Origin of the sequence: Acinetobacter sp. YH12254 (assembly GCF_013417415.1) — a bacterium.
Taxonomy (GTDB): Bacteria; Pseudomonadota; Gammaproteobacteria; order Pseudomonadales; family Moraxellaceae; genus Acinetobacter; species Acinetobacter pseudolwoffii.
On record NZ_VPEB01000001.1, the window covers coordinates 102,020 to 127,686 of the forward strand.

Annotated in this window: 23 protein-coding genes and 1 riboswitch; of the genes, 15 read left to right on the top strand and 8 right to left on the bottom strand. The window is 45.8% G+C overall.

The annotated features are described in order from the left end of the window. The first annotated feature begins 29 nt into the window (after window positions 1–29). Window positions 30–162, top strand: a riboswitch (yybP-ykoY riboswitch). Between the two features lie 88 nt (window positions 163–250). The 7 genes from FTV29_RS00495 to recJ all read left to right on the top strand — a co-directional run bounded on the left by FTV29_RS00495 (window position 251) and on the right by recJ (window position 7,810). Next, on the top strand, window positions 251–826 hold the full coding sequence (locus FTV29_RS00495; protein WP_180072414.1) for a TMEM165/GDT1 family protein: 576 nt from the start codon (window positions 251–253) through the stop codon (window positions 824–826). Window positions 827–1,010: 184 nt separating this feature from the next. Next, window positions 1,011–1,808: an MBL fold metallo-hydrolase gene (locus FTV29_RS00500; RefSeq protein WP_074383865.1), complete on the top strand. Its 798-nt coding sequence runs from the start codon at window positions 1,011–1,013 to the stop codon at window positions 1,806–1,808. Window positions 1,809–1,904: 96 nt separating this feature from the next. Then, on the top strand, window positions 1,905–2,270 hold the full coding sequence (locus FTV29_RS00505) for a YkgJ family cysteine cluster protein (RefSeq protein WP_074383866.1): 366 nt from the start codon (window positions 1,905–1,907) through the stop codon (window positions 2,268–2,270). A gap of 236 nt (window positions 2,271–2,506) precedes the next feature. After that, window positions 2,507–3,973 (top strand): IMP dehydrogenase, encoded by a 1,467-nt coding sequence (gene guaB, locus FTV29_RS00510; protein WP_005095051.1) that lies wholly within the window; start codon window positions 2,507–2,509, stop codon window positions 3,971–3,973. Window positions 3,974–4,095: 122 nt separating this feature from the next. Next, window positions 4,096–5,427, top strand: coding sequence for a phosphoglucosamine mutase (gene glmM / locus FTV29_RS00515; RefSeq protein WP_180074937.1), 1,332 nt, complete (start codon window positions 4,096–4,098; stop codon window positions 5,425–5,427). 11 nt (window positions 5,428–5,438) lie between these two features. After that, window positions 5,439–6,095, top strand: a complete 657-nt coding sequence (gene pdxH / locus FTV29_RS00520) for a pyridoxamine 5'-phosphate oxidase (protein ID WP_005173224.1) — start codon at window positions 5,439–5,441, stop codon at window positions 6,093–6,095. 14 nt (window positions 6,096–6,109) lie between these two features. After that, window positions 6,110–7,810 (top strand): single-stranded-DNA-specific exonuclease RecJ, encoded by a 1,701-nt coding sequence (gene recJ / locus FTV29_RS00525; RefSeq protein WP_180074978.1) that lies wholly within the window; start codon window positions 6,110–6,112, stop codon window positions 7,808–7,810. 50 nt (window positions 7,811–7,860) lie between these two features. On the opposite strand, the gene FTV29_RS00530 is transcribed toward recJ, so the two are convergent. Beyond that, window positions 7,861–8,697: a putative porin gene (locus FTV29_RS00530; RefSeq protein ID WP_180074938.1), complete on the bottom strand. Its 837-nt coding sequence runs from the start codon at window positions 8,695–8,697 to the stop codon at window positions 7,861–7,863. A gap of 171 nt (window positions 8,698–8,868) precedes the next feature. Continuing rightward, window positions 8,869–9,648, bottom strand: a complete 780-nt coding sequence (locus FTV29_RS00535; protein WP_180074939.1) for a putative porin — start codon at window positions 9,646–9,648, stop codon at window positions 8,869–8,871. A 504-nt stretch (window positions 9,649–10,152) separates the two neighbouring features. On the opposite strand from FTV29_RS00535, the gene prfB reads away from it, so the two are divergent. From prfB to FTV29_RS00560, 5 genes are all read left to right on the top strand, one after another. Beyond that, window positions 10,153–11,248, top strand: a protein-coding gene (gene prfB / locus FTV29_RS00540) for a peptide chain release factor 2 (protein WP_100329506.1) whose coding sequence is annotated in 2 segments (ribosomal slippage) — window positions 10,153–10,224 and window positions 10,226–11,248 — 1,095 coding nt in all. Because the reading frame shifts where the segments join, the coding sequence is not laid out codon by codon here. A 167-nt stretch (window positions 11,249–11,415) separates the two neighbouring features. Beyond that, complete coding sequence (locus FTV29_RS00545) at window positions 11,416–11,715, top strand: helix-turn-helix transcriptional regulator (protein WP_005173210.1); 300 nt, start codon at window positions 11,416–11,418, stop codon at window positions 11,713–11,715. A 20-nt stretch (window positions 11,716–11,735) separates the two neighbouring features. After that, complete coding sequence (locus FTV29_RS00550; protein ID WP_005173209.1) at window positions 11,736–12,821, top strand: alkene reductase; 1,086 nt, start codon at window positions 11,736–11,738, stop codon at window positions 12,819–12,821. Between the two features lie 79 nt (window positions 12,822–12,900). Beyond that, window positions 12,901–14,181 carry a 3-deoxy-D-manno-octulosonic acid transferase gene (locus FTV29_RS00555; protein ID WP_180074940.1) on the top strand — a complete coding sequence of 427 codons (1,281 nt, stop codon included), beginning with the start codon at window positions 12,901–12,903 and terminating at the stop codon, window positions 14,179–14,181. Window positions 14,182–14,432: 251 nt separating this feature from the next. Continuing rightward, the gene (locus FTV29_RS00560) at window positions 14,433–15,146 is read left to right on the top strand and encodes a 16S rRNA (uracil(1498)-N(3))-methyltransferase (RefSeq protein ID WP_180000213.1); all 714 of its coding nucleotides are present in this window, start codon (window positions 14,433–14,435) and stop codon (window positions 15,144–15,146) included. Here FTV29_RS00560 and FTV29_RS00565 read toward each other — a convergent pair. Next, the gene (locus tag FTV29_RS00565) at window positions 15,120–16,100 is read right to left on the bottom strand and encodes a mechanosensitive ion channel family protein (RefSeq protein ID WP_180074941.1); all 981 of its coding nucleotides are present in this window, start codon (window positions 16,098–16,100) and stop codon (window positions 15,120–15,122) included. The genes FTV29_RS00560 and FTV29_RS00565 overlap by 27 nt on opposite strands. Window positions 16,101–16,216: 116 nt before the next feature. After that, the gene (locus tag FTV29_RS00570; protein WP_180074942.1) at window positions 16,217–16,795 is read right to left on the bottom strand and encodes a DUF805 domain-containing protein; all 579 of its coding nucleotides are present in this window, start codon (window positions 16,793–16,795) and stop codon (window positions 16,217–16,219) included. Between the two features lie 273 nt (window positions 16,796–17,068). On the opposite strand from FTV29_RS00570, the gene acs reads away from it, so the two are divergent. After that, complete coding sequence (gene acs / locus FTV29_RS00575; protein WP_074383876.1) at window positions 17,069–19,015, top strand: acetate--CoA ligase; 1,947 nt, start codon at window positions 17,069–17,071, stop codon at window positions 19,013–19,015. A 138-nt stretch (window positions 19,016–19,153) separates the two neighbouring features. Further along, window positions 19,154–20,335 carry an acyl-CoA dehydrogenase family protein gene (locus FTV29_RS00580; RefSeq protein WP_005095080.1) on the top strand — a complete coding sequence of 394 codons (1,182 nt, stop codon included), beginning with the start codon at window positions 19,154–19,156 and terminating at the stop codon, window positions 20,333–20,335. A 65-nt stretch (window positions 20,336–20,400) separates the two neighbouring features. On the opposite strand, the gene FTV29_RS00585 is transcribed toward FTV29_RS00580, so the two are convergent. The 4 genes from FTV29_RS00585 to msuE form a co-directional block, all read right to left on the bottom strand. Further along, window positions 20,401–21,816, bottom strand: a complete 1,416-nt coding sequence (locus FTV29_RS00585; RefSeq protein ID WP_159516477.1) for a deoxyribodipyrimidine photo-lyase — start codon at window positions 21,814–21,816, stop codon at window positions 20,401–20,403. A gap of 120 nt (window positions 21,817–21,936) precedes the next feature. Beyond that, the gene (locus FTV29_RS00590) at window positions 21,937–22,557 is read right to left on the bottom strand and encodes a riboflavin synthase subunit alpha (RefSeq protein WP_100329499.1); all 621 of its coding nucleotides are present in this window, start codon (window positions 22,555–22,557) and stop codon (window positions 21,937–21,939) included. Between the two features lie 181 nt (window positions 22,558–22,738). Beyond that, window positions 22,739–23,851, bottom strand: coding sequence for a dimethylsulfone monooxygenase SfnG (gene sfnG, locus FTV29_RS00595; RefSeq protein ID WP_180074943.1), 1,113 nt, complete (start codon window positions 23,849–23,851; stop codon window positions 22,739–22,741). Between the two features lie 29 nt (window positions 23,852–23,880). Next, a complete protein-coding gene (msuE, locus tag FTV29_RS00600; protein WP_005095088.1) occupies window positions 23,881–24,615 on the bottom strand; it encodes an FMN reductase in 735 nt (244 codons plus the stop codon). 377 nt (window positions 24,616–24,992) lie between these two features. Between msuE and FTV29_RS00605 the strand changes: the two genes are divergently transcribed. Beyond that, window positions 24,993–25,643 carry a response regulator transcription factor gene (locus tag FTV29_RS00605; protein WP_004281370.1) on the top strand — a complete coding sequence of 217 codons (651 nt, stop codon included), beginning with the start codon at window positions 24,993–24,995 and terminating at the stop codon, window positions 25,641–25,643. The last annotated feature ends 24 nt before the right edge of the window (window positions 25,644–25,667 follow it).

A 25,667-nucleotide genomic window follows, 5' to 3' on the forward strand; every position in this document is an offset into this window, starting at 1 on the left:
ACATTGAAAAATAATGGATTTGATTCTATACTTGGTGCACTTCATTGGGGAGTAGCCGCCTTTTGCGCAAAGCAGAAGGGTGATGGTCAACATATTTGTCCTGAACCGGACATGGTCATCATAGCAAAAAACCAAATGAGCTTCTCGAAGCTTTCTTTTGTTGGCAAGACCTTTGATTTACCACTCTGCAGATTTTGGCTAGCAGGAGCGGTGAGTCATTGGGATTGGATGCTAGCCAGAGAAAGACCTCATGTATGAATTCTTACTGTCGACCGCAATTGTGGCACTGGCTGAAATGGGTGACAAAACGCAACTGCTGGCTTTGCTGCTTGCCGCACGTTTTCGCAAACCCGTTCCTATTTTAGTTGCTATTTTATTGGCGACGCTGATTAACCATGGCCTTTCTGCGGTATTGGGACAATGGATCACCACGGTGATTGGGCCGGAAGTGTTGCTGTGGATTGTGTCGATTGGTTTTATTGCGATGGCGGCCTGGATGCTGATTCCGGATGAACTCGGAGATGAAAATGCCAGTATCAATAAATGGCAAAAATTCGGGGTATTTGCTGCGACCTTCATTTTGTTCTTTCTGGCAGAAATTGGCGATAAAACCCAGATTGCCACAGTCGCGCTGGCAGCACGTTTCGATAGTATACTCTGGGTAATGCTCGGTACCACTTTGGGGATGATGCTGGCCAATGCACCTGCGGTATTTCTAGGAGATAAACTGGCGAACAGGCTGCCGATCAGCCTGATTCATAAAATTGGCGCGGCCATTTTCCTGGTGATTGGTGTCGCCACTCTGCTTCAATATTATTTATTTTAAAAATACAGTAATAATTGCATGAATCCTGAGCTAAAAACTCAGGATTTTTTATGCCTAAAATAAGCTTAAAACTTTGATAAGTAGTGTGATATGGCCAGTTTTATTGATTGTAAGTTCAACTAAATACTTATATGTTATATGGGTATAAAACAGCACTTTTAAATTTAAATCGGGGAATATATACATGGTTTTTGAACGCACCACATCGCAGGTCCTGTTTGATAACGGGACACATAAATGCATCAGTTTTACCAGTCTGGTCAAAGGTGAAGGCGTTCAGGCAAACCAGTTTTTAATCATTGATAACGAGCGGGCGGCGGTACTCGATCCGGGTGGTGATCTCACCTATGTTCCACTGACCATGGAACTGAATAAATACACCCGGTTGACCAATCTGGATTATGTCATGGCCTCGCATCAGGATCCTGACATCATTACTTCGATGCCACGCTGGCTGGTATATACCGATGCCAAAGTGGTGGCTTCCAAGCTCTGGGCGCGTTTTTTGCCACATTTAAACTCGGCCTTTATGAGTGACCGGATGAAAGGCAACTGGCTGGATCGGCTGGTCGAGCTCCCGGATCACGGCCAGATCATTCCCCTGGGCAATGCCAATATCGTGGCGGTGCCAGCGCATTTTCTGCATTCGGTGGGCAATTTCCAGTTTTATGATCCGATTGCCAAGATCCTGTTTTCGGGAGATATGGGTGCATCGATGGTCGATGATGCTGCCAAACCATTGGAAAACTTTGCGGCGCATATCCCAAAAATGAAAAGCTTTCATCAGCGTTATATGTGCAATAACAAGGTGATTCGTCTTTGGGTGAACATGGTGCGGGGCATGGATATCGAGATGATTGTGCCGCAGCATGGCACGCCTTTTATGGGTAAAGAGCAGATCACCCAGTTTCTGGATTGGATTGAAACGCTGCAATGTGGCACCGACCTGATGGACGAAACTGTTTTTACCTGTCCTGAATAGTTCACAGAAAAATAAAATTTTTCTTGTGTAGAAAAACAACATTTTTTATATTTCTTCTCCAAAAAACTTTTTTTTGATCATGAGAACTTATAAGAAATGTTATCTCAAGTTCCAACACCAGATGCATGTTTAAGCTGCGGGGCGTGCTGCGCCTATTTCAGGGTTTCGTTTTACTGGGCTGAAGGGATTCATATGCCTGAGCATTATACGGAACCTGTAACAGCAGTTTATTCATGTATGGCTGGAACCAATCAAAAAAATCCACGCTGTATTGCACTGGATGGCACCATTGGCCAGCAGGTCAGTTGCGGTATGTACGAGCTGCGCAGTTCATCCTGCAAAGAAGTACAGATCGCCGATGATCAATGCAATAAAGCCCGTTTGGCACATAATATGTTGCCTTTTATTCAGATTGAAAATGATGAAGCTGACAATGATGACAGTTTTGAATACGTCAGCTAAATCGACCCAAAGCAGAGTTTAGGCTCTGCTTTTTAGCTTTTCAAAGTATCGGGATTGAGTTCAAGCATCAGACTACTGTGGTCAGTTCTTTTCTGATGTCGTAGTTCTCAAATTGATTCACTGGAAAAAATCCAGCCCTCAAAACTATTTTAATGCAAAAATAATTTTGCAATTGCAATGAAATTTAAGTCGATATTTGTTTATAATAGTGCACGGAAATTACCAGTGAGACTGTTATGTTGACCATCGTTCAAGACGCGTTAACCTTCGATGATGTCCTATTACTCCCTGCCTATTCTACTGTTCTCCCAAAAGATGTCTCTCTAAAGACACGCCTGACCCGTGGCATTAACCTGAATATTCCTCTTGTGTCTGCAGCGATGGATACGGTGACTGAGTCCCGTATGGCAATTGCAATGGCGCAAAACGGTGGTATCGGTATTTTGCACAAGAACATGGATATCGCTGTTCAGGCTGCAGAAGTGCGCCGTGTGAAAAAATTCGAAGCGGGTATGGTCAAAGACCCGATTACAGTTACTCCTGAAACCACAGTACGTGAATTGATTGCTTTGACTCAAGCCAACAATATCAGTGGTGTACCAGTGGTGAAAGATGGCAAAGTGGTCGGTATTGTCACCGGTCGCGATACACGCTTTGAAACCAATCTTGAGCAGCCAGTCAGCAACATCATGACTGGTCAGGATCGTCTGGTAACAGTTCGCGAAGGCGAATCGAAAGAAAATATCCAAGCCTTATTACAGCAGCACCGTATTGAAAAAGTATTGGTGGTGAATGATCAGCAAGAGCTGAAAGGCTTGATTACGGTGACAGATTTCCGTAAAGCTGAACTTTATCCAAACAGCTGTAAAGATGATTTAGGTCGTCTACGTGTCGGTGCTGCAGTCGGTACCGGTGCAGAAACTCCAAGCCGTGTTGAAGCGCTGGTTGAAGCCGGTGTCGATGCGATTGTTGTCGATACAGCACATGGTCATTCTGCGGGTGTGATCGAGCGGGTACGTTGGGTGAAAGCCAACTATCCACAAGTTCAGGTGATTGGCGGTAACATCGCAACTGGCGATGCTGCATTGGCCTTACTTGATGCAGGTGCGGATGCGGTTAAAGTCGGGATTGGTCCGGGTTCAATCTGTACCACACGTATTGTGGCCGGTATTGGTATGCCGCAAATTTCTGCAATCGATTCTGTGGCCAATGCGCTGAAAGATCAGATTCCGTTGATCGCGGATGGTGGTATCCGTTTCTCTGGCGATATGGCCAAAGCGATTGGTGCGGGTGCAAGTACCATTATGGTTGGTTCATTGATGGCCGGTACTGAAGAAGCACCGGGCGAAGTTGAATTCTTCCAAGGCCGTTACTACAAAGCCTACCGCGGTATGGGTTCGTTGGGTGCCATGGCGGGTGCAACCGGTTCGGCTGACCGTTACTTCCAGGACTCTAAAGCCGGTGCCGAGAAACTGGTTCCTGAAGGCATTGAAGGTCGCGTACCGTACAAAGGTCCAATGGGCAATATCGTGCATCAGATGATGGGCGGCCTACGTTCTTCGATGGGTTATACCGGTTCTGCCGTGATTGAAGACCTGCGTCAAAATGCCAAGTTTGTGAAAATCACTTCTGCCGGTATGTCGGAATCACATGTGCATGATGTGACCATTACCAAAGAAGCACCCAACTATCGCGTGGGTTAATCTCCTGTGATTTAAAATTTTTAAAAGCCGTCATGCAAATGACGGCTTTTTTATTTTGGTGTAAAGTGTGGCACAGGGAAAAAATGGGTGAGATCAATCATCCGCTAAGAAGTGAGATAAAGATGAGTTATTTTGGTACGGATGGTATTCGTGGAAAGTTTGGCGAATTGCCGATTACCCCTGAGTTTGCCCTGAAATTGGGGTTTGCAGCCGGTAAGGTTTTAAAGCGTCATAGTAAAAAAGCCAAGCCCTTGGTGGTTTTGGGTAAAGATACCCGTTTGTCTGGCTATATTCTGGAAGCCGCCTTGCAGGCAGGTTTAAATGCGGCTGGTGTCTATGTTCATCTTTTAGGCCCATTACCAACACCGGCGATTGCCCATTTGACCCGTGCCTTGCATGCCAGCCTGGGAATTGTAATTTCTGCTTCGCATAATCCGTATTTCGATAACGGTATTAAGTTTTTCTCGGCGGAAGGCAAGAAATTACCGGATGCCTTGCAAGAAGAAATCAATCAGGAACTCGAACAAGATTTCATCATTGAAGATACCGCGAGCCTGGGTAAAAGTATCCGGGTCAAAGATGCCAATGGTCGCTATATTGAATTCTGTAAATCGACTTTCCCCTATCATCTGGACTTGAATGAACTCACCATTGTGGTGGATTGTGCCAATGGTGCAGCCTATAACGTGGGGCCTGCCGTGTTCCGTGAACTGGGTGCCAAAGTCATTGCAATTCATGATGAACCGACAGGTTTGAATATTAATGATAATTGCGGTTCCACCCATCCTGAAAGCTTGCAACAGGCAGTACTTGAGCATAAAGCGGATCTGGGCGTTGCGTTTGATGGCGATGCCGACCGTGTAGTTCTGGTGGATAAGTCTGGAAAGCTGATTGATGGCGATCATATTCTGTATATTCTTGCCACGCAAAGCTCGAAAAAGCCGGCAGGTATCGTCGGCACCTTAATGAGTAATATGGCACTGGAACTGGCACTGGAAAAAGCGCAAGTGCCATTATTACGTGCCAAAGTCGGCGACCGTTATGTGTTGCAAGGTCTGGAAGAAAATGGCTGGACGATTGGTGGCGAGCCTTCTGGGCACATTCTGACTCTGGACAAGAGCACCACAGGCGATGCGATCATTGCCGCCTTGCAAGTGTTGACAGTCATGGTTGAACAGAAGAAAGCCCTGCATGAGCTGGTGGCTGATTTTCAACTGTTGCCAAATGTCCTGGTCAATGTGCGTTTAGATGCCATGTTTGATCCTTATTCAGTACCGGCCTTGGCCGCTGAATTTGAAAAAGCCGAACAGCAGCTTAAAGGGCGTGGCCGCTTGTTGATTCGTAAATCAGGCACTGAACCGGTGATTCGTGTCATGGTGGAAGGCGAAGATTTAAGTGAAGTGACTGCACTGGCAAATTCATTAGCTGATGCTGTACGTGCCAATGCCGCTTAGAGGAAGAAAGAATGAGTGATCTGATCAAAGATCTGAGTGAGCTACGCCTGAATTATCAGAAAGGCGAGCTGCAAGAACAGCAGGTCAACCCGAATCCGCATATGCAGTTCTTGCAATGGTTTAACCATGCACTAGAAGCGAAGCTGCATGAACCCTATGCCATGTCATTGGCAACGGCGGATGCTCAAGGTCGTCCGCATGTGCGTACCGTATTACTGCGCGGGGCGACTGAAGCCGGCTATGACTTCTATACCAATTATGACAGCCAAAAAGGTTTGGATCTGGCCGAAAATCCGTATGCTGAATTATTGTTCTATTGGCAGGATCAGGAACGTCAGATTCGGGTGAGTGGTAAAGTCATCAAGATTTCTGAACAGGAGTCGACTGATTACTATCATAAACGCCCACGTGACAGCCAGATTGCTGCGCATATCAGCACCCCGCAAAGTGGGGTAATTGCCAGCCGTGAAGAGCTGCAACAGCGTTTCTGGGATTTGCATAATCAGGTGGCGAATCAGCAACAGCTGGATAAACCGGAGTTTTGGGGCGGTTATCGTCTCGAACCCGATTATTATGAATTCTGGCAGGGCCGTCCGAACCGTCTGCATGATCGTTTAAGCTATGAGAAAATTGACGGTGCATGGCAATTGCAACGCTTGATGCCTTGATTATGCCAAAAATCATGCCAAAACTTGACATCAAACAGCGCCCCTTTCTGACCCGTCCTGAAAATTTTCAGGGTGTTCCAGCGTTTGTGGCTGAAATTCTGGCCCGTCGCGGGGTGGAGTCCGAGCAGGAACTTGAGCTTAAACTCAAGCATCTGCTGGCACCGACCATGAAAGGCCTGACGGATGCGATTCAGTTGATCGATCAGGCAATTGATCGTGGCCAGAAAATCGTGATTGTCGGCGATTACGATGCCGATGGTGCAACCAGTACTGCACTCATGGTGCTGGCTCTACGTGATATGGGCGCCAAGGTCGAGTATCTGGTACCAGACCGTTTTAAGTATGGCTATGGTCTGACTGCTGCCATTGCCGATCTGGCTTTCGTCAATTTCACGCCTGATCTGCTGATTACCGTGGACAATGGTATTTCCAGCCATGCAGGAGTGAAACAGGCGCAAGATCATGGTATGCAGGTGATTATTACCGATCATCACCTGACCACCAAGCCGACACCTGAAGCCGAAGCGGTGGTCAATCCGAATCAGCTGGGTTGTGATTTCCCCAGCAAAGCCTTGGCCGGGGTCGGGGTGGCGTTTTATGTGCTGGCCAATCTGTCGACCCATCGCAAAAAACTTGGAAAATCGACCACTCAAATTATTCATTATCTTGATCTGGTGGCACTCGGTACTTATGCCGATGTCGCCAGTCTGGACTATAACAACCGGATTCTGGTCGATGCGGGCCTGAAACGGATTCAGCAAGGGCAGTGCCGCGCAGGGATCAGTGCGCTACTGGATATTGCAAAACGTGATCCGGCAGGTCTAAAAGCGCAAGATCTCGGTTTTGTCTTAGGGCCGCGAATTAATGCAGCCGGACGGATGGAAACCATGGACATCGGGATCGAGTGTCTATTGGCGCCGGATCTGGCAAACGCCTATCCACTGGCCGAACAGTTGAATCAACTGAATGTTGAACGCCGTCAGGTCGAAGCTAAAATCAAGCAGGACGCTTTAAACGAACTTGAGAAAATCCAGCTGGACGAAACTGAATTGCCGGCTGCATTAATCATGTTTGAACAGCATTGGCATCAAGGTGTCATTGGTATTGTGGCGGGGCGTTTAAAAGAGCAATTTCATCGTCCGAGTATTGTCTTTGCGGCAGATGAAGATGGAATACATATCAAGGGTTCAGCGCGTTCGATTGACGGGATTCATATCCGTGATGCGATTGAACAGGTGGCGGAGCAATATCCACATTTAGTCAGTCATTTTGGCGGGCATGCAGCGGCAGCGGGTTTAACCCTGAAAAAAGAAAATTTTGCTGAATTTAAGCAGGTCTTTGAAGCACTGATTGCTACGATGGACGCGGATTTATTCACTGCGACTTTATGGACGGATGGGGAGCTATCCGCTTCGGCTTTCCAGATCGAAACAGTCGATATCCTGCAACATTTAAGTCCGTGGGGGCAAAAATTCCCTCCACCTATTTTTGAAGGGATCTTCAAGATTATGGACTATCGTTGGCTCAAAGATGTACATCTTAAATTACGCGTGGCGTTGGAAAATGGGCAGGTGATTGATGCGATCGCCTTCAATGCAGCCGATAAATATGACTTTGATCCGATGAAAGATACGCGCTTGGTGTATGAGCTGGATAAAAATGTCTTTAATGGCAATGTCAGCCTGCAAATGCGGATTATCCATTTAGAACAATAGGCCATAAAAAACCGCTCAAGTGAGCGGTTTTTTGCTTTTAATCGGAGAGATTAGAAGCGGAATGTACCATTGATACCAAAAGAGTCAGCACCATCAGTAGTCGTGTAGTTCAGACCAGCAGCAATCGCTGGAGTAAAGAATTTTTGTGCACGTACTGAGAATACAGTGTCAAAATCATCTAAAGTTGCATCATTCACTGATACACCCACACTTAAAGTTGGGTCAACATAAAGATCAGCAGCTACGCCATATGCTGTTTCATCACCGAAAGCAGTGGATGCTTCAAAGTTAGCATAGTGATTGCCAACTAAAGTTACATATTTTGCACGTAGAGTAAGAGCAGTATCATCTGCTAATGCAGAAGCAGAGCTAAAAGTATTGATAAAGCCTTTCTTGCCTGCTTGATGAGCATCAATATTTTCTTTTGAAACACCAGCAGCTAAAAGCAAGCCATTGATAGGTAAGTAACCAGCTTCAATAGCATAACCTGTATTGTCATCAGATGCTGTACCGAACTCATCTTCTACAGTAACTTCTGCACGATTAATGCTACCTGAAACATAGAATTGAGAATTTGGAATAAAGAATTCACCATTGATACCTACAGTATCAATTTCAAGTTCAGCTCCTTCATCTTCAGTACTTGCATTGGTGTAAGCTAAACCAATGTTACTTGCTTTGCCTAAGAAAGCTGCTTCAGCAAGAGGTGCATTTTTAACTTGAACTCCGTTTAAATAATATTTTCCACCAATAGAAAAAGTATCTACATCGTCACCAAAGCCATCAATATCTGTATTCTCATATCCAGCATTGATTTCCGCTTGGTAAGCATGTGCAGTTCCTAGGCCAGCAATAAGTGCTGTAGCAAGAGCAAGTTTTTTAAGCATTCAAATTTCTCTCTTTGTTATAAAAATATGACTGTTTGATGAACAGTTGTAACAAATTGTACAGTTTATATCCGCCCCGTCAATGTGCAAAAACTACCTAAATGCTTTTTATACGTGCAAAAAGCCCATCCGAGGATGGGCTTTCTAAGATTGACTTAGTTTTTGTAGGGATTAGAAGCGGTATTTCGCTGCTACACCAAACGAATTGTAGTCATTGTTGAACTGTTCACCAAAGCCGACACGGCCTTCCAGACTCACTTGCTGGTTAATGAACTTACGTGCATTGATACCGAATTCGCTTTTGTCGGTAATATCATTGTTGTGATAATCCGCACCGACACTCAAGGTTTTGTCGATGAAATAATCTGCTGCCAGATTGTATTCATCTAGATCACCAAACGCTGCACCTGCTTCCAAGTTGATATCTTTACCGTTGCTTAAGGTGGTCACATATTTGGCACGTAATGTTGGATCTACGCCATCATCGTTGTCGTTATCCCAACCTTTCACACCCGCCGCAATCAATAGGCCTGGCGCTGGTAAATAACCGACTTCAGCTGCATAAGTGGTTAAATCATTATCTAGATCATCATTGTCTTGCAGATCATGACCATTGACGTTACCGCTGAGGTAGAAGTCAGAATTTGGTACGAAATACTCTGCACCTACACCATAACGATGCGCTTCACCGTCACCAATTTCATTATATTGATATTGGGCACTTACGTTACTGGCACGATCAAGGAAGGCTGCTTCAGCGAGTGGTGCATTACGTGTTTGAACTGGATTGAAGTAATATGTACCATCCACACCGAAAGAACCACTCGTTCCACCGTTGTCAGGATCAACCACTCCTGCTGATGCACCAATTTCTGCCTGGTAAGCATGTGCAGCTGTACCGGTCATCGCTATCGCTGAAAGTAGTGCCGAAGCAATCGCTAATTTTTTCATGGTTACTACCCCTCAAATCGTGAGTTAAAAACATTACACTTTTTGTTACAACTTTCAGTCTAGAGCAATTTCAAAGATCGTCAATCAAAGGAAAGTTACAGCAATGTGAATAGCGTAATCTTATGTAATCTTTTCTAAATAAGTAACTGAATAATAAAATTAAATTTATAATGTAGTGTTTTATTAAAACTGTGTAGATATTGTGGAATGTATTGAATTTGCTGATTTTTTATTCAATTTGGTAGGTTTTTTTAGACGATAAAATTAAGTGAAAAAGTATATTTTGATAATGAATGCGAGACGTGAAATCCGATCAAGCTTCAGATCAAAACGACATTTAATAACCGATTCAATTGTCAAAAATTTTCTGACGAAAACATAACTCTAAATTGGGATGACATTCGAGCTTTGGACTGGATCCATCACACTGAAATAGCAGAAATAGACTGTGCTATAATATGGGGCTAAATAATTTGTGCCTAATTTTGATTGAGAGTAATTCACGTGGAAATTAATCCGTATCTAAACCAATTAAAAGACTTAAACGAACGTGGTCAAACACTACGGGGGTATCTTTGACTACGATCTGAAAAAAGAGCGTTTAGAAGAAGTCCTGCGTGAATTAGAAGATCCCACCATCTGGAATGACCAGAGTCGTGCCCAGGCCATGGCCAAAGAAAAAGGCGAACTTGAGAACGTATTAAATGTGCTGGATGGTTTGACCACACAGCTTGAAGATGCGCAGGCCTTGCTTGATCTGGCAGTGGAAGCGGATGATGAAGGCTTACTGGAAGATGTACAGGCTGAACTGACTACAGCTGAAGAAGAACTGGCTAAACTTGAATTCCGTCGTATGTTCAACAATCCGATGGATCCTAATCCTTGTTATTTAGAAATTCAGGCCGGTTCGGGTGGTACTGAAGCGCAGGACTGGGCATCCATGCTCATGCGGATGTACCTGCGCTGGATTGAACGTCATGGCTTTAAAGCAGAAATCATGGAAGAATCGGACGGCGATGTCGCAGGGCTTAAATCAGCGACGATTCGTGTAGACGGTGAATATGCCTATGGCTGGTTACGTACCGAGTCAGGCGTACATCGTTTAGTGCGTAAATCGCCATTTGACTCGGGCAACCGTCGTCATACCTCATTCTCGGCTGTGTTTGTTTCGCCTGAAGTCGATGACAATATTGAGATCGAAATTAATCCGGCAGATGTGCGTACCGATACCTATCGTGCATCGGGTGCCGGTGGTCAGCATATTAACAAAACGGATTCTGCGGTTCGTTTAACGCATGCACCGACCGGGATTGTAGTGGCCTGTCAGAACCAGCGTTCACAGCATGCCAACCGCGACCATGCTTGGAAGCAGTTACGCGCCAAACTTTATGAACGTGAAATGCAAATTCGTAATGATGCTGCAAAAGCGCTGGAAGATACCAAGTCTGATATCGGCTGGGGAAGCCAGATTCGTTCATACGTTCTGGATGATTCACGTATTAAAGACTTACGTACCAGTGTCGAAAGTTCCAATACCGGCGCGGTTCTGGATGGCGATCTGGATAAATTTATCGAAGCAAGCTTGAAACAGGGCTTGTAAGAAATCGTTTAAGCTTGTAAGAAATCGTTTAAATAGCTGGCGTAACCAAGTTAGTACAGACTGTGACTCTTATATCTAAATTTATCGATATATAAATCGATAAAATGCGATATAATCGGTTTAGATGCTGAAACAAGTTTTGTTACGCCACAGATTGTGATGTACCTATGGATCTTGATCTAATTTTTAAAGCCTTAGCCAATCCGATACGTCGGCAGATTCTGGAATGGTTGAAATCGCCAGAACAATATCTGTCTGTGGAAGAGTGTGGCGGCTTTCAACGCGGGGTCTGTGCAGGGCAGATTGAAAAGTTAGGACAAGTCTCTCAGTCCACCATGTCCAATCATTTGTCTGTCTTGCAGCAGGCCGGTTTAATCACCGCGACCAAGCACGGACAATGGTCTTATTTCTCGCGTAATGAAGCTTTGATTCAGCAATATATCGACTATATGCAACAACACCTTTAATCCAACAGGTGGGAGTACCGATGGCTGAATTAAATTCTCCTTTAACGCTTGGCGCGTTAGAACTTAAAAACCGTGTCATCATGGCGCCGCTTACGCGTAGTCGTGCAACTGACGACCGCGTACCAACGCCAATGATGGCCGAATATTATGCACAACGTGCAAGTGCCGGTTTAATCATTTCTGAAGCCACGGTGATTTCTGAAGAAGCCAATGGTTACCGTAATACTCCTGGTCTCTTTACTGATGCGCAGGTAGCAGGCTGGCAGCAGGTGACTCAAGCGGTACATGACCAAGGTGGCCTGATTGTGGCGCAGCTGTGGCATGTGGGTCGTGTGTCTGATCCAGAACTGTTAAATGGTGAAACGCCAGTATCGGCGAGCAGTGTACAACAGGCCGGTCATGTCAGTTTATTACGTCCAAAACGTCCTTATGTGTTGCCGCGCGCGCTGGAAATTTCTGAAATTCATGCGATTACCGAACAATATAAACAGGCGGCAATTTGCGCCAAAGCTGCCGGTTTTGATGGAGTTGAACTGCATGCCGCCAATGGTTATCTGATTGACCAGTTCCTGCAAACCAAGACCAACCAGCGTGAAGATGAATACGGTGGTTCAGTCGAAAACCGTGCCCGTTTCCTGCTGGAAGTCATGGATGCACTGATTGATGTCTGGGGTGCAGGCCGTGTCGGAATTCATTTGGCACCGCGTGGCGATGAACACGATATGGGCGACAATGATCCACGTGAAACCTTTGGTTATGTGATGGAACAGTTGGGCAAGCGCCAGATCGCGTTCTTCTTTACCCGTGAATATCTGGCGGAAGACAGTATCTCGGAGTATATGAAACAGCGTTCAAACGGCGTGCCGTATATGGCCAATATGCGTTTAAGTCGTGACGATGCGATTGAATTGCTGGCTTCAGGCAAAGCAGATGCGGTAGCTTTTGGTAAGGCTTATATTGCCAATCCGGATTTATACGAGCGCCTACTCGAAGATGCACCGCTAAATGAACTAAAGCTGGAAAATATGATCGGAACCAATGTCGCAGAAGGCTATATTGATTATCCGACATTGGCTGAAGCAGACGCTTTAACTACTGTAGAATAATCTAAAAATGAGCCACATCGATTAACATGTCGATGTGGCTCTGTTATATTTTGTCGATTGAATCTGTTTCGAGGCGCATTTGGCTACTCCATTTTGGTATAACGCAGCGTTAGCTCTGATTAAACCCTTATATCAATCGCGTATTCGTAAACGTGCGACCGATCCTGAACAATTACAACAAGAACTGACAGAACGTTTCGGCCCATTTCAGCCGCCCAAAAATCTGCATGCCATCTGGTTTCATGTGGTCTCGGTCGGTGAGACCAATGCTGCCCAGCCTCTCATCGAACATTATTTAAAATCGGGTCATCCGGTGCTGGTCACCAATACCACCAAAACCGGTCAGGCACGGGCCAAATCACTTTTTTTAAAAGCACCTTATCTGGATTTATTTCAAGCGGTCTATTTACCTGCTGATCAGAAAGTACTGATCCGTGATTTTTATCAGCAGTATCAGCCAAAACTGTTATTGCTGATGGAAACCGAGCTTTGGCCGAATCTGCTGGATCAGGCACCAGAGTTTGATGTAGCCACGATTTTGTTAAATGCGCGTCTTTCGGAAAAGTCGGCCAAGGGCTATGCCAGGGTTAAAGGTCTGACCCGGAGCATGCTACAGCAGTTAAGTCAGCTTTTGGCACAAGATACTGCCACCCAGCAGCGTTATATCGAGTTGGGGATCACCGCCGAAAAAACCCAGGTTTTGGGCAATATCAAATTTGATATTACTGCACCACAAAGTTTTGTAGAACATGCTGCAAACTTAAAGCAAGCATGGCAACTGGCAGGTCGCAAAATTATGATACTGGCCAGTACCCATGCGCCTGAAGAAAAAGAAATTCTAAGCGCTTTAAAATCGGCTTTAGATAGCAACCCAAAACTTTTATGTATCGTCGTACCCCGTCATCCGGAACGTTTTGATGAGGTGTTTCAGGCTGCACAGAGTTTAAATTTAATAACTCAGCGCCGTAGTTTGGCCCAGAACATTGAAGCAGATACCCAGGTTTATCTGGCGGACTCGATGGGGGAAATGTGGCTCTGGTATGCTTTGAGTCAGGCCTGTTATGTCGGTGGCTCGCTGAATGAGCCGGGTGGCGGGCATAATATTCTGGAGCCGATTGCCTTGAATGTACCGACTGTTTTAGGCAAAAACTATTTTAATTTTCAGACCATCGTCGATGAATTCGCTCAAGCAGATGCAGTAGAAGTTGTGCAGGATGCGCAGCAGGCGGCAGAGGTATTGCTGGAACTTTTGCAAGATCAAATCAAGGCACAACGTTTAAATACAGCAGCGCAGAGAATTATGCAGTTAAATACGGGATCGCTTGCCAAGCATATTCAGGTGATTGATCGGTATCTTTAATTTATATTGATAAGTAACAGATATTGGATTTACCAAGACGGCAGGGATGCCGTCATTAGGCTGTGTAGATTGAAGTTTTTTCAATATTTCTAAGCTGGCTTATCTAGCCTACTTTTCGAAGATGAAAAGTAGCAAAAATCTTTTGTATCCCTGAAGGAATGTGCTTCTCCCTCAGAGATACGCGCGACATCCATGTCGCCACCCTCTAGCGGATAGAGGTCATTCAACAGTTCTTCGGTATAAAATCTTCTATGAATATTGTCCTGCTTGACCATCGACAAACACAATCGGATCTCTGGACGATTTCAGCGAAACGTCAACTGGAACATTTACAGCAGCATGTGCAGATTCAGGTTGGAGATACCTTAAAAGTGGGAGTGCTGGAAGGTCAGCGCTATCTCACCGAGATTGTCGAGATTTCTGAAAAGGCAGTGCGACTAAAACCGCTTCAAGAGGATACTGTTCCAAAAAAATTACCCGTAACTTTAATTGTGGCCTTGCCACGGCCGAAAGTGCTGCGCCGTCTGATCATGGACAGTGTCACTTTGGGCGTGGAAAAAATCATTTTACTGCATAGCTACCGCGTCGATAAAAGCTACTGGCAAACCCCATTTTTACAGCAGTTAAATCATTATATCGAGCTGGGACTGGAACAGGCCGGGGATACAATAGCTCCGAAAATCGAGCTGTATAAACGTTTTAAGCCTTTTGTTGAAGATATTTTGCCGGGTTTGATTACGGCTGACCGACCCGCTTATGTGGCACATCCTTATGCCGAACAATCCATGCCTTTTGCGATTCCGCATCCTTGTACGATGATCATCGGCCCGGAAGGCGGATTCATTCCTTATGAAGTAGATTTACTGGTTAAAAACGGCTGTCAGGCTGTGAGTCTGGGCAACCGTATTCTCCGCACTGAAACCGTGATTCCCTATGTTCTAGGTCGACTGTTTAGCACGAGCTGAGGCATCTTCATTGCCTTCGCCGCGATAGACTTTGACTTCCTGTACCGGATAAGGAATTGAAATATGATGTTCGGCAAATGCCTGAATCACGCGTTCCTGCACCGCACTGATTGAGGTTCCTGTGCCTGTCTCAGTGGTATCGACCCACCAGAGCGCTTTTAAGGTAATGGAAAAATCAGCCAGCGCCGTGACATTGACACTAAAGCCCGGCTGACTGAGGATGGTCGGGTCTTTATCTAAAATGGCGGTAATCAGGTCTTTGGCTTTCTGGATATCATCTTCATAGCCAATGCCCACTACAAACTCACAGCGACGGCGGGTATAGGCCGTGTTTACCGTCACGGCACTGGTATAGACCGTGGCATTGGGAATCACGATACGGCGGCCATCCGGTGAACGCAAAAAAGTCGCACGAATCTGGATATCTTCGACTGTGCCTTCCATGCCATTGACGATAATATCATCGCCAATCTTGAATGGTTCACCGAGTAAAATCAGCACACCAGAAAGCAGGTTCTGGAAAATATCCTTGAAGGCAAAACCGATCGCGACCGAACCAATTCCGAGGGCACTCATCAGCTGACCCGGGGTAAAGCCAGGAACCGCAATGACCAGTCCAATCAGAATGCCAAAGAAAATAATAAAGGTACTACCGACACGGTTCAGGACCAATACCAGATTCTGGCGGGTATAAGAGCGGTTTTCCAAAGTTTTACGTACGAAAAACTTGAAGACTTTGGAGAGTAACCAGAAAATCGTAATCACGATTAGCGCGATACAGAAATAAGGCACACGCTCCCAGAAGCCTTCCATGATCTTGTCAATGGTGCTGTAGGCATCATTATACTTGGCGGTATGTTCAATCACGGTCTGGGTCGTTTTCTCAGTTGCCTGATGTAACAACTCCGTGGTGCCCTCTGTTACCTGGCTTAAGGTATTGTTTTGCTCTGCCACAAAAATTCCACAATTCAAATTTTGCCTATTCTGCCTATTTTGCCTGATGTTCAGCAAAAAATTAATAAGGGCTCGAAGTCACCAGTGGATATTTTCTAAAAATAACGGCGCTGTTGTTAAAAGTATTTGGTGGTTTTTTGCATCATTTCCGTGGGGGTAGGTGACTGTTCTTCACCGCTCATATAACTGAATAAAGCGATAGATCCCAACAGGCTAAGCAGGGTCAGGATAATCATCAACCAGGCCAGCATCTTTTCCCAGAGCAGGGTCATCCGTGCCGGACCGTAGTCATTTATGCCGCGATCTCCCGAACCAAAAACGATATAAAGCCATACAAAAATGTTCACCAAGGGCAGCAACAGCAGCAGCGCCCACCAGCCACTGCGGTTCATGTCATGCAAACGGCGAACGGTCACCACTAAAGCGAAATAGGCATAGACCAGAATCATGATCAGCACGCCGATACCGGCCAAGCCTTGTAGTGAAAGCAGCCAGTTAGAATCCATTGAATGGACTGCAATATTCACAATATCAATACTTAAGCCCAGCGCAATACTGCTAAACAGGAAGATGAAATGTAGAAATGCTGACCACGCAATAAAACTCAGACGCCCGAAACGGCCTTTTATCGACAAGGGATGATCCGTTGCCACTAAAGCGGGAGGGGTGAAATAGGGAGATTCTGGCGATTTCATAAATATGATCCTGAACTGAACAAAATGAAATAAGAGCGAGAGCTAAATTCTATTTTTTAAAGGGCATTGCTACAGATCATACACAGTTATGCAGAATATTCTGTACTGTAAGTTGTGCTTTATTTTGTTTGAATTTGAATAAATAATCTACGACGAAAGCAGGATTGCCGGATTCGAAATAAGCAGGCCATACTGCCATTATGCATAAAAAACAATCAACAACACAGCATTAACCTCTCGTGATGAGATAGAACAAAATCAAGGAAGTGACATATGCAAGAGATCTATCCAGTACCCGAAGATTTTAAAAAAACAGCACGCACGCTTGAAGACCAGTATTTCGAACGTTATCAACATTCCATCGAGCAGCCAGAAGCATTCTGGACAGAACAGGCACAACGTCTGGACTGGATCAAGCCTTTTACCCAAGTCAAAAATACCAGTTTCGATCCCGACAATTTTAAAATTGAATGGTTTGCTGATGGTCAGCTCAATGTCAGCGCCAACTGTCTGGACCGTCATCTGAAAGAACATCCCTATAAGCCGGCCATTATCTGGGAAGGGGATCATCCTTCACGGCACAAGATTATTTCTTTTGCCGAGTTGCATGACGAAACCTGCCGTTTCGCCAATGTGCTGAAAAAAAATGGCATTGCTAAAGGCGACCGGGTGATGCTGTACATGCCCATGGTCTCTGAAGCCGCGATTGCCATGCTGGCCTGCGCGCGCATCGGGGCGGTGCATTGCGTGGTATTTGGTGGGTTTTCACCGGATTCTCTGGCCAGCCGGATTGAAGACTGTCAGGCCAAAATGGTGATTACGGCCGATTCCGGTATGCGCGGCGGGAAACCGATTCCGCTGAAAGCCAATGTTGATGAAGCCCTGAAACTGGCTGGTACAGACTCCATTCAAAATGTAATAGTGGTACATCGCACCGGCAACCCGATTGAAATGCAGGAAGGTCGCGACCTGTGGTATCACATGGAAATCATGTCGGTGAATGACATTTGCCCACCGGAACCGATGAATGCCGAAGATCCGCTATTTATCCTGTATACCTCAGGTTCGACCGGCAAGCCCAAGGGCGTGATGCATACCACGGGCGGTTATTTGACTTATGTGAATTGCAGTTTCCGCGAAGTGTTTGACATCAAACAGGATGATATCTTTTGGTGTACCGCAGATGTCGGCTGGATTACCGGACATTCCTATGTGCTGTATGGCCCCCTGTCGAATGGCACCACGACTCTTATGTTCGAGGGTGTTCCGCAGTATCCGAGCTGGGCGCGTACCGGACACATTGTCGATAAGCATAACGTCACCATTCTCTATACCGCACCGACAGCCATCCGCGCCATGATGCGTGAAGGCGATGCCTTTGTGCGGGAAAGTGACCGCAGCAGCCTGAGAATTTTAGGTTCGGTGGGTGAGCCGATCAATCCTGAAGCCTGGAACTGGTATTACACCGTGGTCGGTGAAAGTCGCTGTCCCGTCATTGATACCTGGTGGCAGACGGAAACCGGCGGTTTTATGATTACGCCATTGCCAGGCGCGACTGATTTGAAACCGGGTTCTGCAACACGGCCTTTCTTTGGGGTACAACCTGCGATTGTCGATGCAGATGGCAAGGAGCTGGAAGGCGAAGCTGAAGGCAATCTGGTGATTAAAGATTCCTGGCCGGGCCAGATGCGAACCATCTGGGGTGATCCGGAACGTTTTATCGAAGCCTATTTCTCGACTTATCCGGGTACTTATTTTACCGGAGATGGCGCGCGTCGCGATAAAGACGGTTATTACTGGATTACTGGCCGGGTCGATGATGTGCTGAATGTGTCCGGACACCGTTTAGGCACAGCTGAAGTTGAAAGTGCGTTGGTGGCCCATGAAGCAGTGGCTGAGGCTGCTGTGGTGGGTATGCCGCATGACATTAAAGGGCAGGGAATTTGTGCCTTTGTCACCTTACAGGCCGACGTGACCAGTTCAGATGAATTGCGTGCTGAACTGGTGAGCTGGGTGCGCAAGATTTTGGGGCCAGTGGCGACACCTGACGCACTGTACTGGGCACCAGCTTTGCCCAAAACCCGTTCAGGGAAAATCATGCGCCGGATCTTGAGAAAGATTGCAGCCAATGAGCTGGATAGCCTGGGCGATACCTCGACATTGGCTGAACCACAAGTGGTGGATCATCTGATTGCAGAAGTACAAGCCAATCCTCGTTAAATAGCTAAAGTCCACAAGCAAAATACCGGCTGCACGCAGCCGGTATTTTTAGATCAGGAATAAGCTCTGCATGCTTTCGAATATAGCGCAACGTCTTGATCTGCTAAGCTGCCCACATGCTGAACATGAGTTAAAATAATGAATGTACGATCACCATATTTAGATCAATCTCCTGTCGATATTGCCCAGAAACTGGCAGAACAATTTGCCCAAACTGCCGCAGTGCGAGACAAGCAGGGCGGTAATCCCAAGCATGAACGAGACCTGATCCGTAACAGTGGTCTGCTCGGCTTGTCTATTCCTGTTGCCTATGGTGGACAGGGTGCAGACTGGCGGACAATTTTTAAAACCATTCAGACCCTGGCGCAGGTCGATAGCTCTCTGGCGCATATTTATGGATTTCATCATTTATTGATTGCCACCGTACAGCTATTTTCCCAACCCGAGCAATATGGCAAATGGTTTGCACAGACTGTCCAAAATAATCTGTTCTGGGGCAATACTCTCAATCCGCTGGATCGTCGTACCACGGCAACTCAAGTCTCAGAACATGAATATATTTTCCATGGTGATAAAAGCTTTTGTTCTGGTTCGATCGATTCGGATATGTTGCTGTGTTCAGGTTATAACGAAGCAGGAAAATTGCTGATTGGCGTGATTCCTACCCAGCGACAGGGTGTGAGCTTTCTAGGCGACTGGAACAATATGGGCCAGCGCCAGACTGACAGCGGCACCAGTCATTTTGAACAGGTCAACATTCACCGGGATGAATTGCTGCTCAATCCGGGGCCACTGAGTACGCCGTATTCCAGTTTACGTCCATTGATTGCGCAGCTGATATTTGTGCATATGTTTCTCGGTGTCGCCGAAGGGGCTTTTGAAGTTGCCAAACAGACCGTACAAACCCAAAAAGCCTGGTCAAAATCCTTGGCTGAACATGCAGTGAATGATCCTTTTACCCAAAAGCATTTTGCCGAGTTTTATGTGCAGCTGGAAAGCGTGCGTTTATTGGCAGATCAAGCCATTCAGACCTTGCAGAAAGCTTGGAATATCGGCCCTGATCTGACTGCCGAGCAGCGTGGTGAAGTCTCGATTGCGATTGCCACCGCCAAAATTGCCGCGACCAATAGCTCTTTATATATCACCCAGAATATTTTTCAGGTCATGGGTGCACGGGCAACGACTGCGCAACTGAATCTGGACCGGTTCTGGCGTAATGTTCGGACTCAAACCTTGCATGATCCGGTGGATTATAAATATCAGGAAGTGGGGGAATGGGTGCTGACCGGAAAAGTGCCTGATCCAAGTTTTTATTCCTGATCCTAATAATAAAACAGCCTCTATATGAGAAGCTGTTTTATTATTTTTAAGATGACGGGTCTTTTTTAAAGCTGCTTAAAAGCCTCGATTGCCCGGACACGGGAAGATTTTAAATCCACAAGCGGTTTTGGATAGTCCAGTTCACGGTCAGGGTTTTTGGCGTAGGGTTCATGAATGCTTTTGGCATCCAGATGCGCCAGTTCAGGCACCCACTGACGGATATAATCCCCATTCGGGTCGAACTTCTGTGACTGGCTGACCGGATTGAAAATCCGGAAATAAGGCACCGCATCCATACCCGTCGAAGCACACCATTGCCATCCGCCATTATTGGCTGCCAGATCACCATCAATCAGCTGCTGCATGAACCAGCTTTCTCCCAAACGCCAATCGATCAGCAGGTTTTTGCACAGGAACATCGCGGTAATCATGCGCACCCGATTATGCATCCAGCCGGTGGCGAGTAGCTGCCGCATCCCGGCATCGACAATCGGAATTCCAGTTTGTCCTTGTTGCCAGGCTGCCAAATCTTCAGGTGCATGCCGCCACTGGATTTTATCGGTATTTTCTTTAAACGGGCGATGTCTGGAAACGCGGGGAAAATCGAACAGGGTATGCTGATAAAACTCACGCCACAGCAGTTCATCCAGCCAGGTTTGTTGACCGAGATCATCGATCTGGAAATAGCCATGATGTTGTTTAAACAGCGCCTGAATGCACTGGCGGATCGAGAGAATGCCGATATTTAAATAAGGCGAGAGTTGACTGGTGCCATTAAGCGCTGGAATATCACGATCTGTTTGATAGCTGCTTAAGCGGTCTTTGATAAAATCATCCAGCATCTGTAGGGCATGAGTTTCATCTACGGGCCAAAGTTTTTCAGAATTTTCTATTGAATAGCGACCCGCAAACTTTTCCAGATCAAAATGTGTCAGCTCTGCAGGCAATTCGAGCAAGTCCTGAGACGCAATCACAGGATAAGCAGAAGGCACATCTAGAATCAGCCGCTCATAGCATTTTTTCTTAAAGGCACTATAGACTTGATAGGGTTGATTGGACTGATTGCGGATACTCGCCAATGGAAAGAGGGTGCGATCATGATACAGCTCGACCCGAATCTGCTGCTGTTCTAGTCGTTGCTGAACCTTGAAATCACGCTGTAGTTCATTGACCCCAACTTCAATATGTGCATGCACGCTATCAATCTGCAAGTTTTGGCAGAGTGCTAACATCTCATCAGCAAGATTACGCCACAAGCCGACTTCTCGCACAATTAAAGGAATATTCAGTTGTTCTAGTTGCTGTTTGAAAACCTGTAGCCGTCGCAGATAAAAATCGATTTTGATCGGCGCATCTTGATGTAACTGCCATTGCTCAGGAGAAAGCACCACCAAAGCCACACAGGGGCCTTGTTGAGTGGCATGCCACAAAGCGGCATGGTCTTGAATTCGAAGGTCTTGGCGAAACCAGATCAGATGCATGGTACTTTCTTAAATCAGGGAGTTAGCCTGCATTTTAGGCAATCTGCTACCGATGGAATAGTATTAAAATATTAATATGATAGGAGACTGATTTTTGCACGTACCAGTCTCTTTATACCATTAAGCTTTGGCTTGATAAATATTTTCCAGAGTATCCACCAAAGTACGGGTCATCTGGTCAATTTCATAATTCACTGTATCGCCCACCTGGATGTGCTTCCAGGTGGTCAGACGCAAGGTTTCTGGAATCAGGTCAATCGAAATTTCACTGTGGGCACGATCGACACGGTTCACGGTCAGGCTGCAGCCATTTAGCCCGATAAAGCCTTTTAGGAAGAAGTACTTGATATTGCCCTCTGGAATCTGTAAATCGATATGCAGGGTTTCACCGCGAGCTTCAATCTGGATGACCTTAGCCCTGCCTTCAATATGGCCATACAGATTATGTCCACCGTTTTCTGCACCGACTTTGGCAGAGCGTTCAATATTCACTTCATCACCAATTTTTAAGGCTTTCAAGGTGGTAAGCGCCAAGGTGACATTGGAAATATCAAAATGAATCTGTTTCTGCGCCCGGTCAATCGTGGTCACCGTGAGACAGACACCATTTACTGCCACACTGGCGCCAATAAACACATCTGCAAAAAAGCCGTGCTGATCACTGACCAACAGGGTAATAAAACCATCGCCTTTGCGAATCTCGATGACCTGTTCCAGGCCTTGGACAATACCGGTATACATAGTTAAAACGTCTATTCTTGCAATTGCATCCCATTGTAGGCAGGAAAGCTAAATCCGGCTAGCGTTTTACTGGACTGCTTGGTTTCTGTCCGGATAAAAAACCCCTCAAGCCGAGCCTTGAGGGGAAAATTTGCAATGTGCCGTCATTATTATAATATTTGGGCATAAGCACCACTTAGATTTAAGCGGATTTAGCCTGCACAACCTGCTGTTGTTGTACTTCTAGCTCACGCACCAATGGCAACACCTTTTCTCCAAAATATTCAACTTCTTCAACACAGTGCAAGAAACCGGAAAGCACCAGATCGACTCCAATATTTTTTAACAGCACAATACGCTCAGCAATTTGTTGCGGTGTGCCAATTAAATTGGTCTTGAAACCGTCGTTATACTGGACTAAATCTTCAAAACTTGATTTTGCCCAGTTGCCTTCGCCTTCAGTTGTCGAGGCACCGGCTTCACGTGTCGCTTCAGCAAAATTTTTCACTGCTTTGATATTGGCCTTATCAATAATTTCCTGTAAAACCGCTTTGGCTTGTTCTTCAGTATCACGTGCGATGATAAAGGCATTGACCCCAATTTTCACAGTGTGATTATTGGCTTGGGCTTTTTCGCGAATATCATCAATCTGTTTTTTCAGCTCTTCAGGGGTGTTGCCATTGGTGAAATACCAGTCTGAAACACGTGAAGCCATATCACGCGCCGCACGTGAACTGCCACCCTGAAAAATCTCGACCGGTTTATCCGGGAGCGGTTGTGGGCGTAAGGTATAGTCTTTAAATTGATAGAACTTGCCATCAAAATTAAAGTGATCCGTATTCCAGATTCCGCGCAAACTGCGAATAAACTCTTCTGAACGGGCATAACGCTGGTCATGCTCTGGCCATGCTTCGCCAATCGCATCAAATTCGCCACGGAACCAGCCACTGACCACGTTAATCGCAATCCGGCCATTGCTGAGCTGGTTAATGCTGGCCAATTGTTTTGCCGCAAGCGCAGGTTTCCACGGCCCGGGTAAAATTGCTGCAATTAACTTGATCTTGCTGGTTTGTGCGAGCAAGGCATGACTGAAGCTGACAGATTCATGCTGGTTTTCTGCACCATAGCTTGACGCAAAACGAATCTGGGTCAGGCCATATTCAAAACCGCTTTTTTCTGCTGCTTGTGCCAGACGCACGTTATATTCATAGCTCCAGTCGGTACGCTGTTCGATGGTACTGACGACAAAACCGCCACTGACATTCGGAACCCAATATGCAAATTTGATGTCTTGCTGTATTTGCTGTTGTGACATATTTCAACCCTCGAAGTGAAAATCGCTGATCAAGCAACTTGCGTTTGCGCTGATTTTTTACTGTGCAAGCGGGATTCTGCTGCATCCAGACTTGGTACAGCCGCAGAGGGCAACACTTCTTCTTGTTCGATTTGTTTATTGATGCTCAAGTTCTGGTTGGCCTGTTGGGTTTTTGCTTTAATGACTTCGGCACGTTGTCCTTTGGCCGGTGCCCATTCCAGAATAGGCAGGGCACGTGCTACTGCCAGGGTAATACGATCGCGGAGCAATTCACTGTGAATGGTATATTCAGGAGTGAAATCACGATCAGTCGCATACACGCCAATCGGTAAAGTCTGAGCCTGGAAAAAGCTGAATAATGGACGTAATTGATGTTCGAGCACCAGCGCATGTCGGTCACTACCACCTGAAGCCGCTAAAAGTACCGGTACATCGACCAGTGCAGTCTGCTCGACAAAATCAAAGAAATGTTTAAACAAGCCGGTAAATGAAGCGCGATATACGGGTGTACCAACAATCAGTGCATCTGCAGCTTCGACGGCGGCCAGATCATCCTGAACGCGCTGCGGTAATTGATTACGATAAATCGCACCACCCAGGAGCGAACCAATTTCACTAAATTTAATAAAATGTACATGAATTGGTGTCGCTTCACCCAGTTCATCAATAATGGCCTGAACCAAGGCTTCAGTTTTAGACGGATGATTTAAACCACCCGATACGGCAACAATATTTAAGGGTTTTTGCGCATTAAAATTAGACATGTTTAGAACCTGAAAAATAGGAGTAATCTCGGAATGTCCTTATTAATCCCGATTCAGTGCCGGGCTGTAAAATAACGAAAAGCTGAAAAGTTATCTGATTTTTCGATATATGAAAAAAGCCTGGTTTATAAGCATTAATTTTAATATAAGTTTTTGATATGTAGATTTATATTGAATATAGCTAAGCTTTTTAATTTAGGAATACGTTATATATAAAAAAGTGATGAGAATTAAATAATTATTGAAATACCGCGAAAAATGGTGATTTTGAAGAAAAACTGCATATTATTTTAAAAATTGTAGAGTCTTGCATATCCTTAACCGGGTTGTGTGGTTAGAATAGGGTCTACCGTGCCAAGATCTCTCTCACGTTGCCTATGAATATTTTAATCGTTGATGATCATCCACTATTTCGTCATGCCTTGATTCAGGCTGTACGTTATAGCCTGCCACAAGCCCAGATTCATGAAACTGCGGCAGTCAATGAATTTTATGAACGTCTAGAAAATGGCCCCGAGCCTGATCTTGTGCTGCTGGATTTAAATTTGCCAGGCGCATCAGGTTTTTCTGCCTTGGTACACGTCCGCGCGCAATATCCGTCGCTGCCGATCATTGTCGTGTCTGCACATGAAGAAGTCAGCATTATCCAGCGTGCCATTGCGCATGGTGCCATGGGCTATATTCCAAAATCTGCCCATCCAAGCCATATTGGTGAAGCGATTCGCGAAGTGCTAGAAGGCGAGATCTGGTTGCCGCCAAATCTGCCAGCCAACATGAACTTTGACCCGCGTGCTGCCGATGAAACGGCTTTGGCGGAACGGATCCAGTCTTTGACCCCACAACAGTTCCGGGTATTGATGATGGTGGCCGAAGGCTTGCTGAATAAGCAGATTGCTTATGAACTGGACGTATCAGAAGCGACCATTAAAGCGCATGTGACTGCAATTTTCCGTAAGCTTGGCGTACAAAACCGGACACAAGCGGTATTGGCCATTAATGCACTGAATATTGAAGACCGAAAAATGTAAGTTCTGTATATCCGCATTGAAAAA

Bases quoted from the DNA above. Each gene is read 5' to 3' on its own strand.
- FTV29_RS00495 (WP_180072414.1), top strand. From the start codon at position 251: ATGTATGAATTCTTACTGTCGACCGCAATTGTGGCACTGGCTGAAATG.
- FTV29_RS00500 (WP_074383865.1), top strand. From the start codon at position 1,011: ATGGTTTTTGAACGCACCACATCGCAGGTCCTGTTTGATAACGGGACA.
- FTV29_RS00505 (WP_074383866.1), top strand. From the start codon at position 1,905: ATGTTATCTCAAGTTCCAACACCAGATGCATGTTTAAGCTGCGGGGCG.
- guaB (WP_005095051.1), top strand. From the start codon at position 2,507: ATGTTGACCATCGTTCAAGACGCGTTAACCTTCGATGATGTCCTATTA.
- glmM (WP_180074937.1), top strand. From the start codon at position 4,096: ATGAGTTATTTTGGTACGGATGGTATTCGTGGAAAGTTTGGCGAATTG.
- pdxH (WP_005173224.1), top strand. From the start codon at position 5,439: ATGAGTGATCTGATCAAAGATCTGAGTGAGCTACGCCTGAATTATCAG.
- recJ (WP_180074978.1), top strand. From the start codon at position 6,110: ATGCCAAAACTTGACATCAAACAGCGCCCCTTTCTGACCCGTCCTGAA.
- FTV29_RS00530 (WP_180074938.1), bottom strand. From the start codon at position 8,697: ATGCTTAAAAAACTTGCTCTTGCTACAGCACTTATTGCTGGCCTAGGA.
- FTV29_RS00535 (WP_180074939.1), bottom strand. From the start codon at position 9,648: ATGAAAAAATTAGCGATTGCTTCGGCACTACTTTCAGCGATAGCGATG.
- FTV29_RS00545 (WP_005173210.1), top strand. From the start codon at position 11,416: ATGGATCTTGATCTAATTTTTAAAGCCTTAGCCAATCCGATACGTCGG.
- FTV29_RS00550 (WP_005173209.1), top strand. From the start codon at position 11,736: ATGGCTGAATTAAATTCTCCTTTAACGCTTGGCGCGTTAGAACTTAAA.
- FTV29_RS00560 (WP_180000213.1), top strand. From the start codon at position 14,433: ATGAATATTGTCCTGCTTGACCATCGACAAACACAATCGGATCTCTGG.
- FTV29_RS00570 (WP_180074942.1), bottom strand. From the start codon at position 16,795: ATGAAATCGCCAGAATCTCCCTATTTCACCCCTCCCGCTTTAGTGGCA.
- acs (WP_074383876.1), top strand. From the start codon at position 17,069: ATGCAAGAGATCTATCCAGTACCCGAAGATTTTAAAAAAACAGCACGC.
- FTV29_RS00580 (WP_005095080.1), top strand. From the start codon at position 19,154: ATGAATGTACGATCACCATATTTAGATCAATCTCCTGTCGATATTGCC.
- FTV29_RS00585 (WP_159516477.1), bottom strand. From the start codon at position 21,816: ATGCATCTGATCTGGTTTCGCCAAGACCTTCGAATTCAAGACCATGCC.
- FTV29_RS00590 (WP_100329499.1), bottom strand. From the start codon at position 22,557: ATGTATACCGGTATTGTCCAAGGCCTGGAACAGGTCATCGAGATTCGC.
- sfnG (WP_180074943.1), bottom strand. From the start codon at position 23,851: ATGTCACAACAGCAAATACAGCAAGACATCAAATTTGCATATTGGGTT.
- msuE (WP_005095088.1), bottom strand. From the start codon at position 24,615: ATGTCTAATTTTAATGCGCAAAAACCCTTAAATATTGTTGCCGTATCG.
- FTV29_RS00605 (WP_004281370.1), top strand. From the start codon at position 24,993: ATGAATATTTTAATCGTTGATGATCATCCACTATTTCGTCATGCCTTG.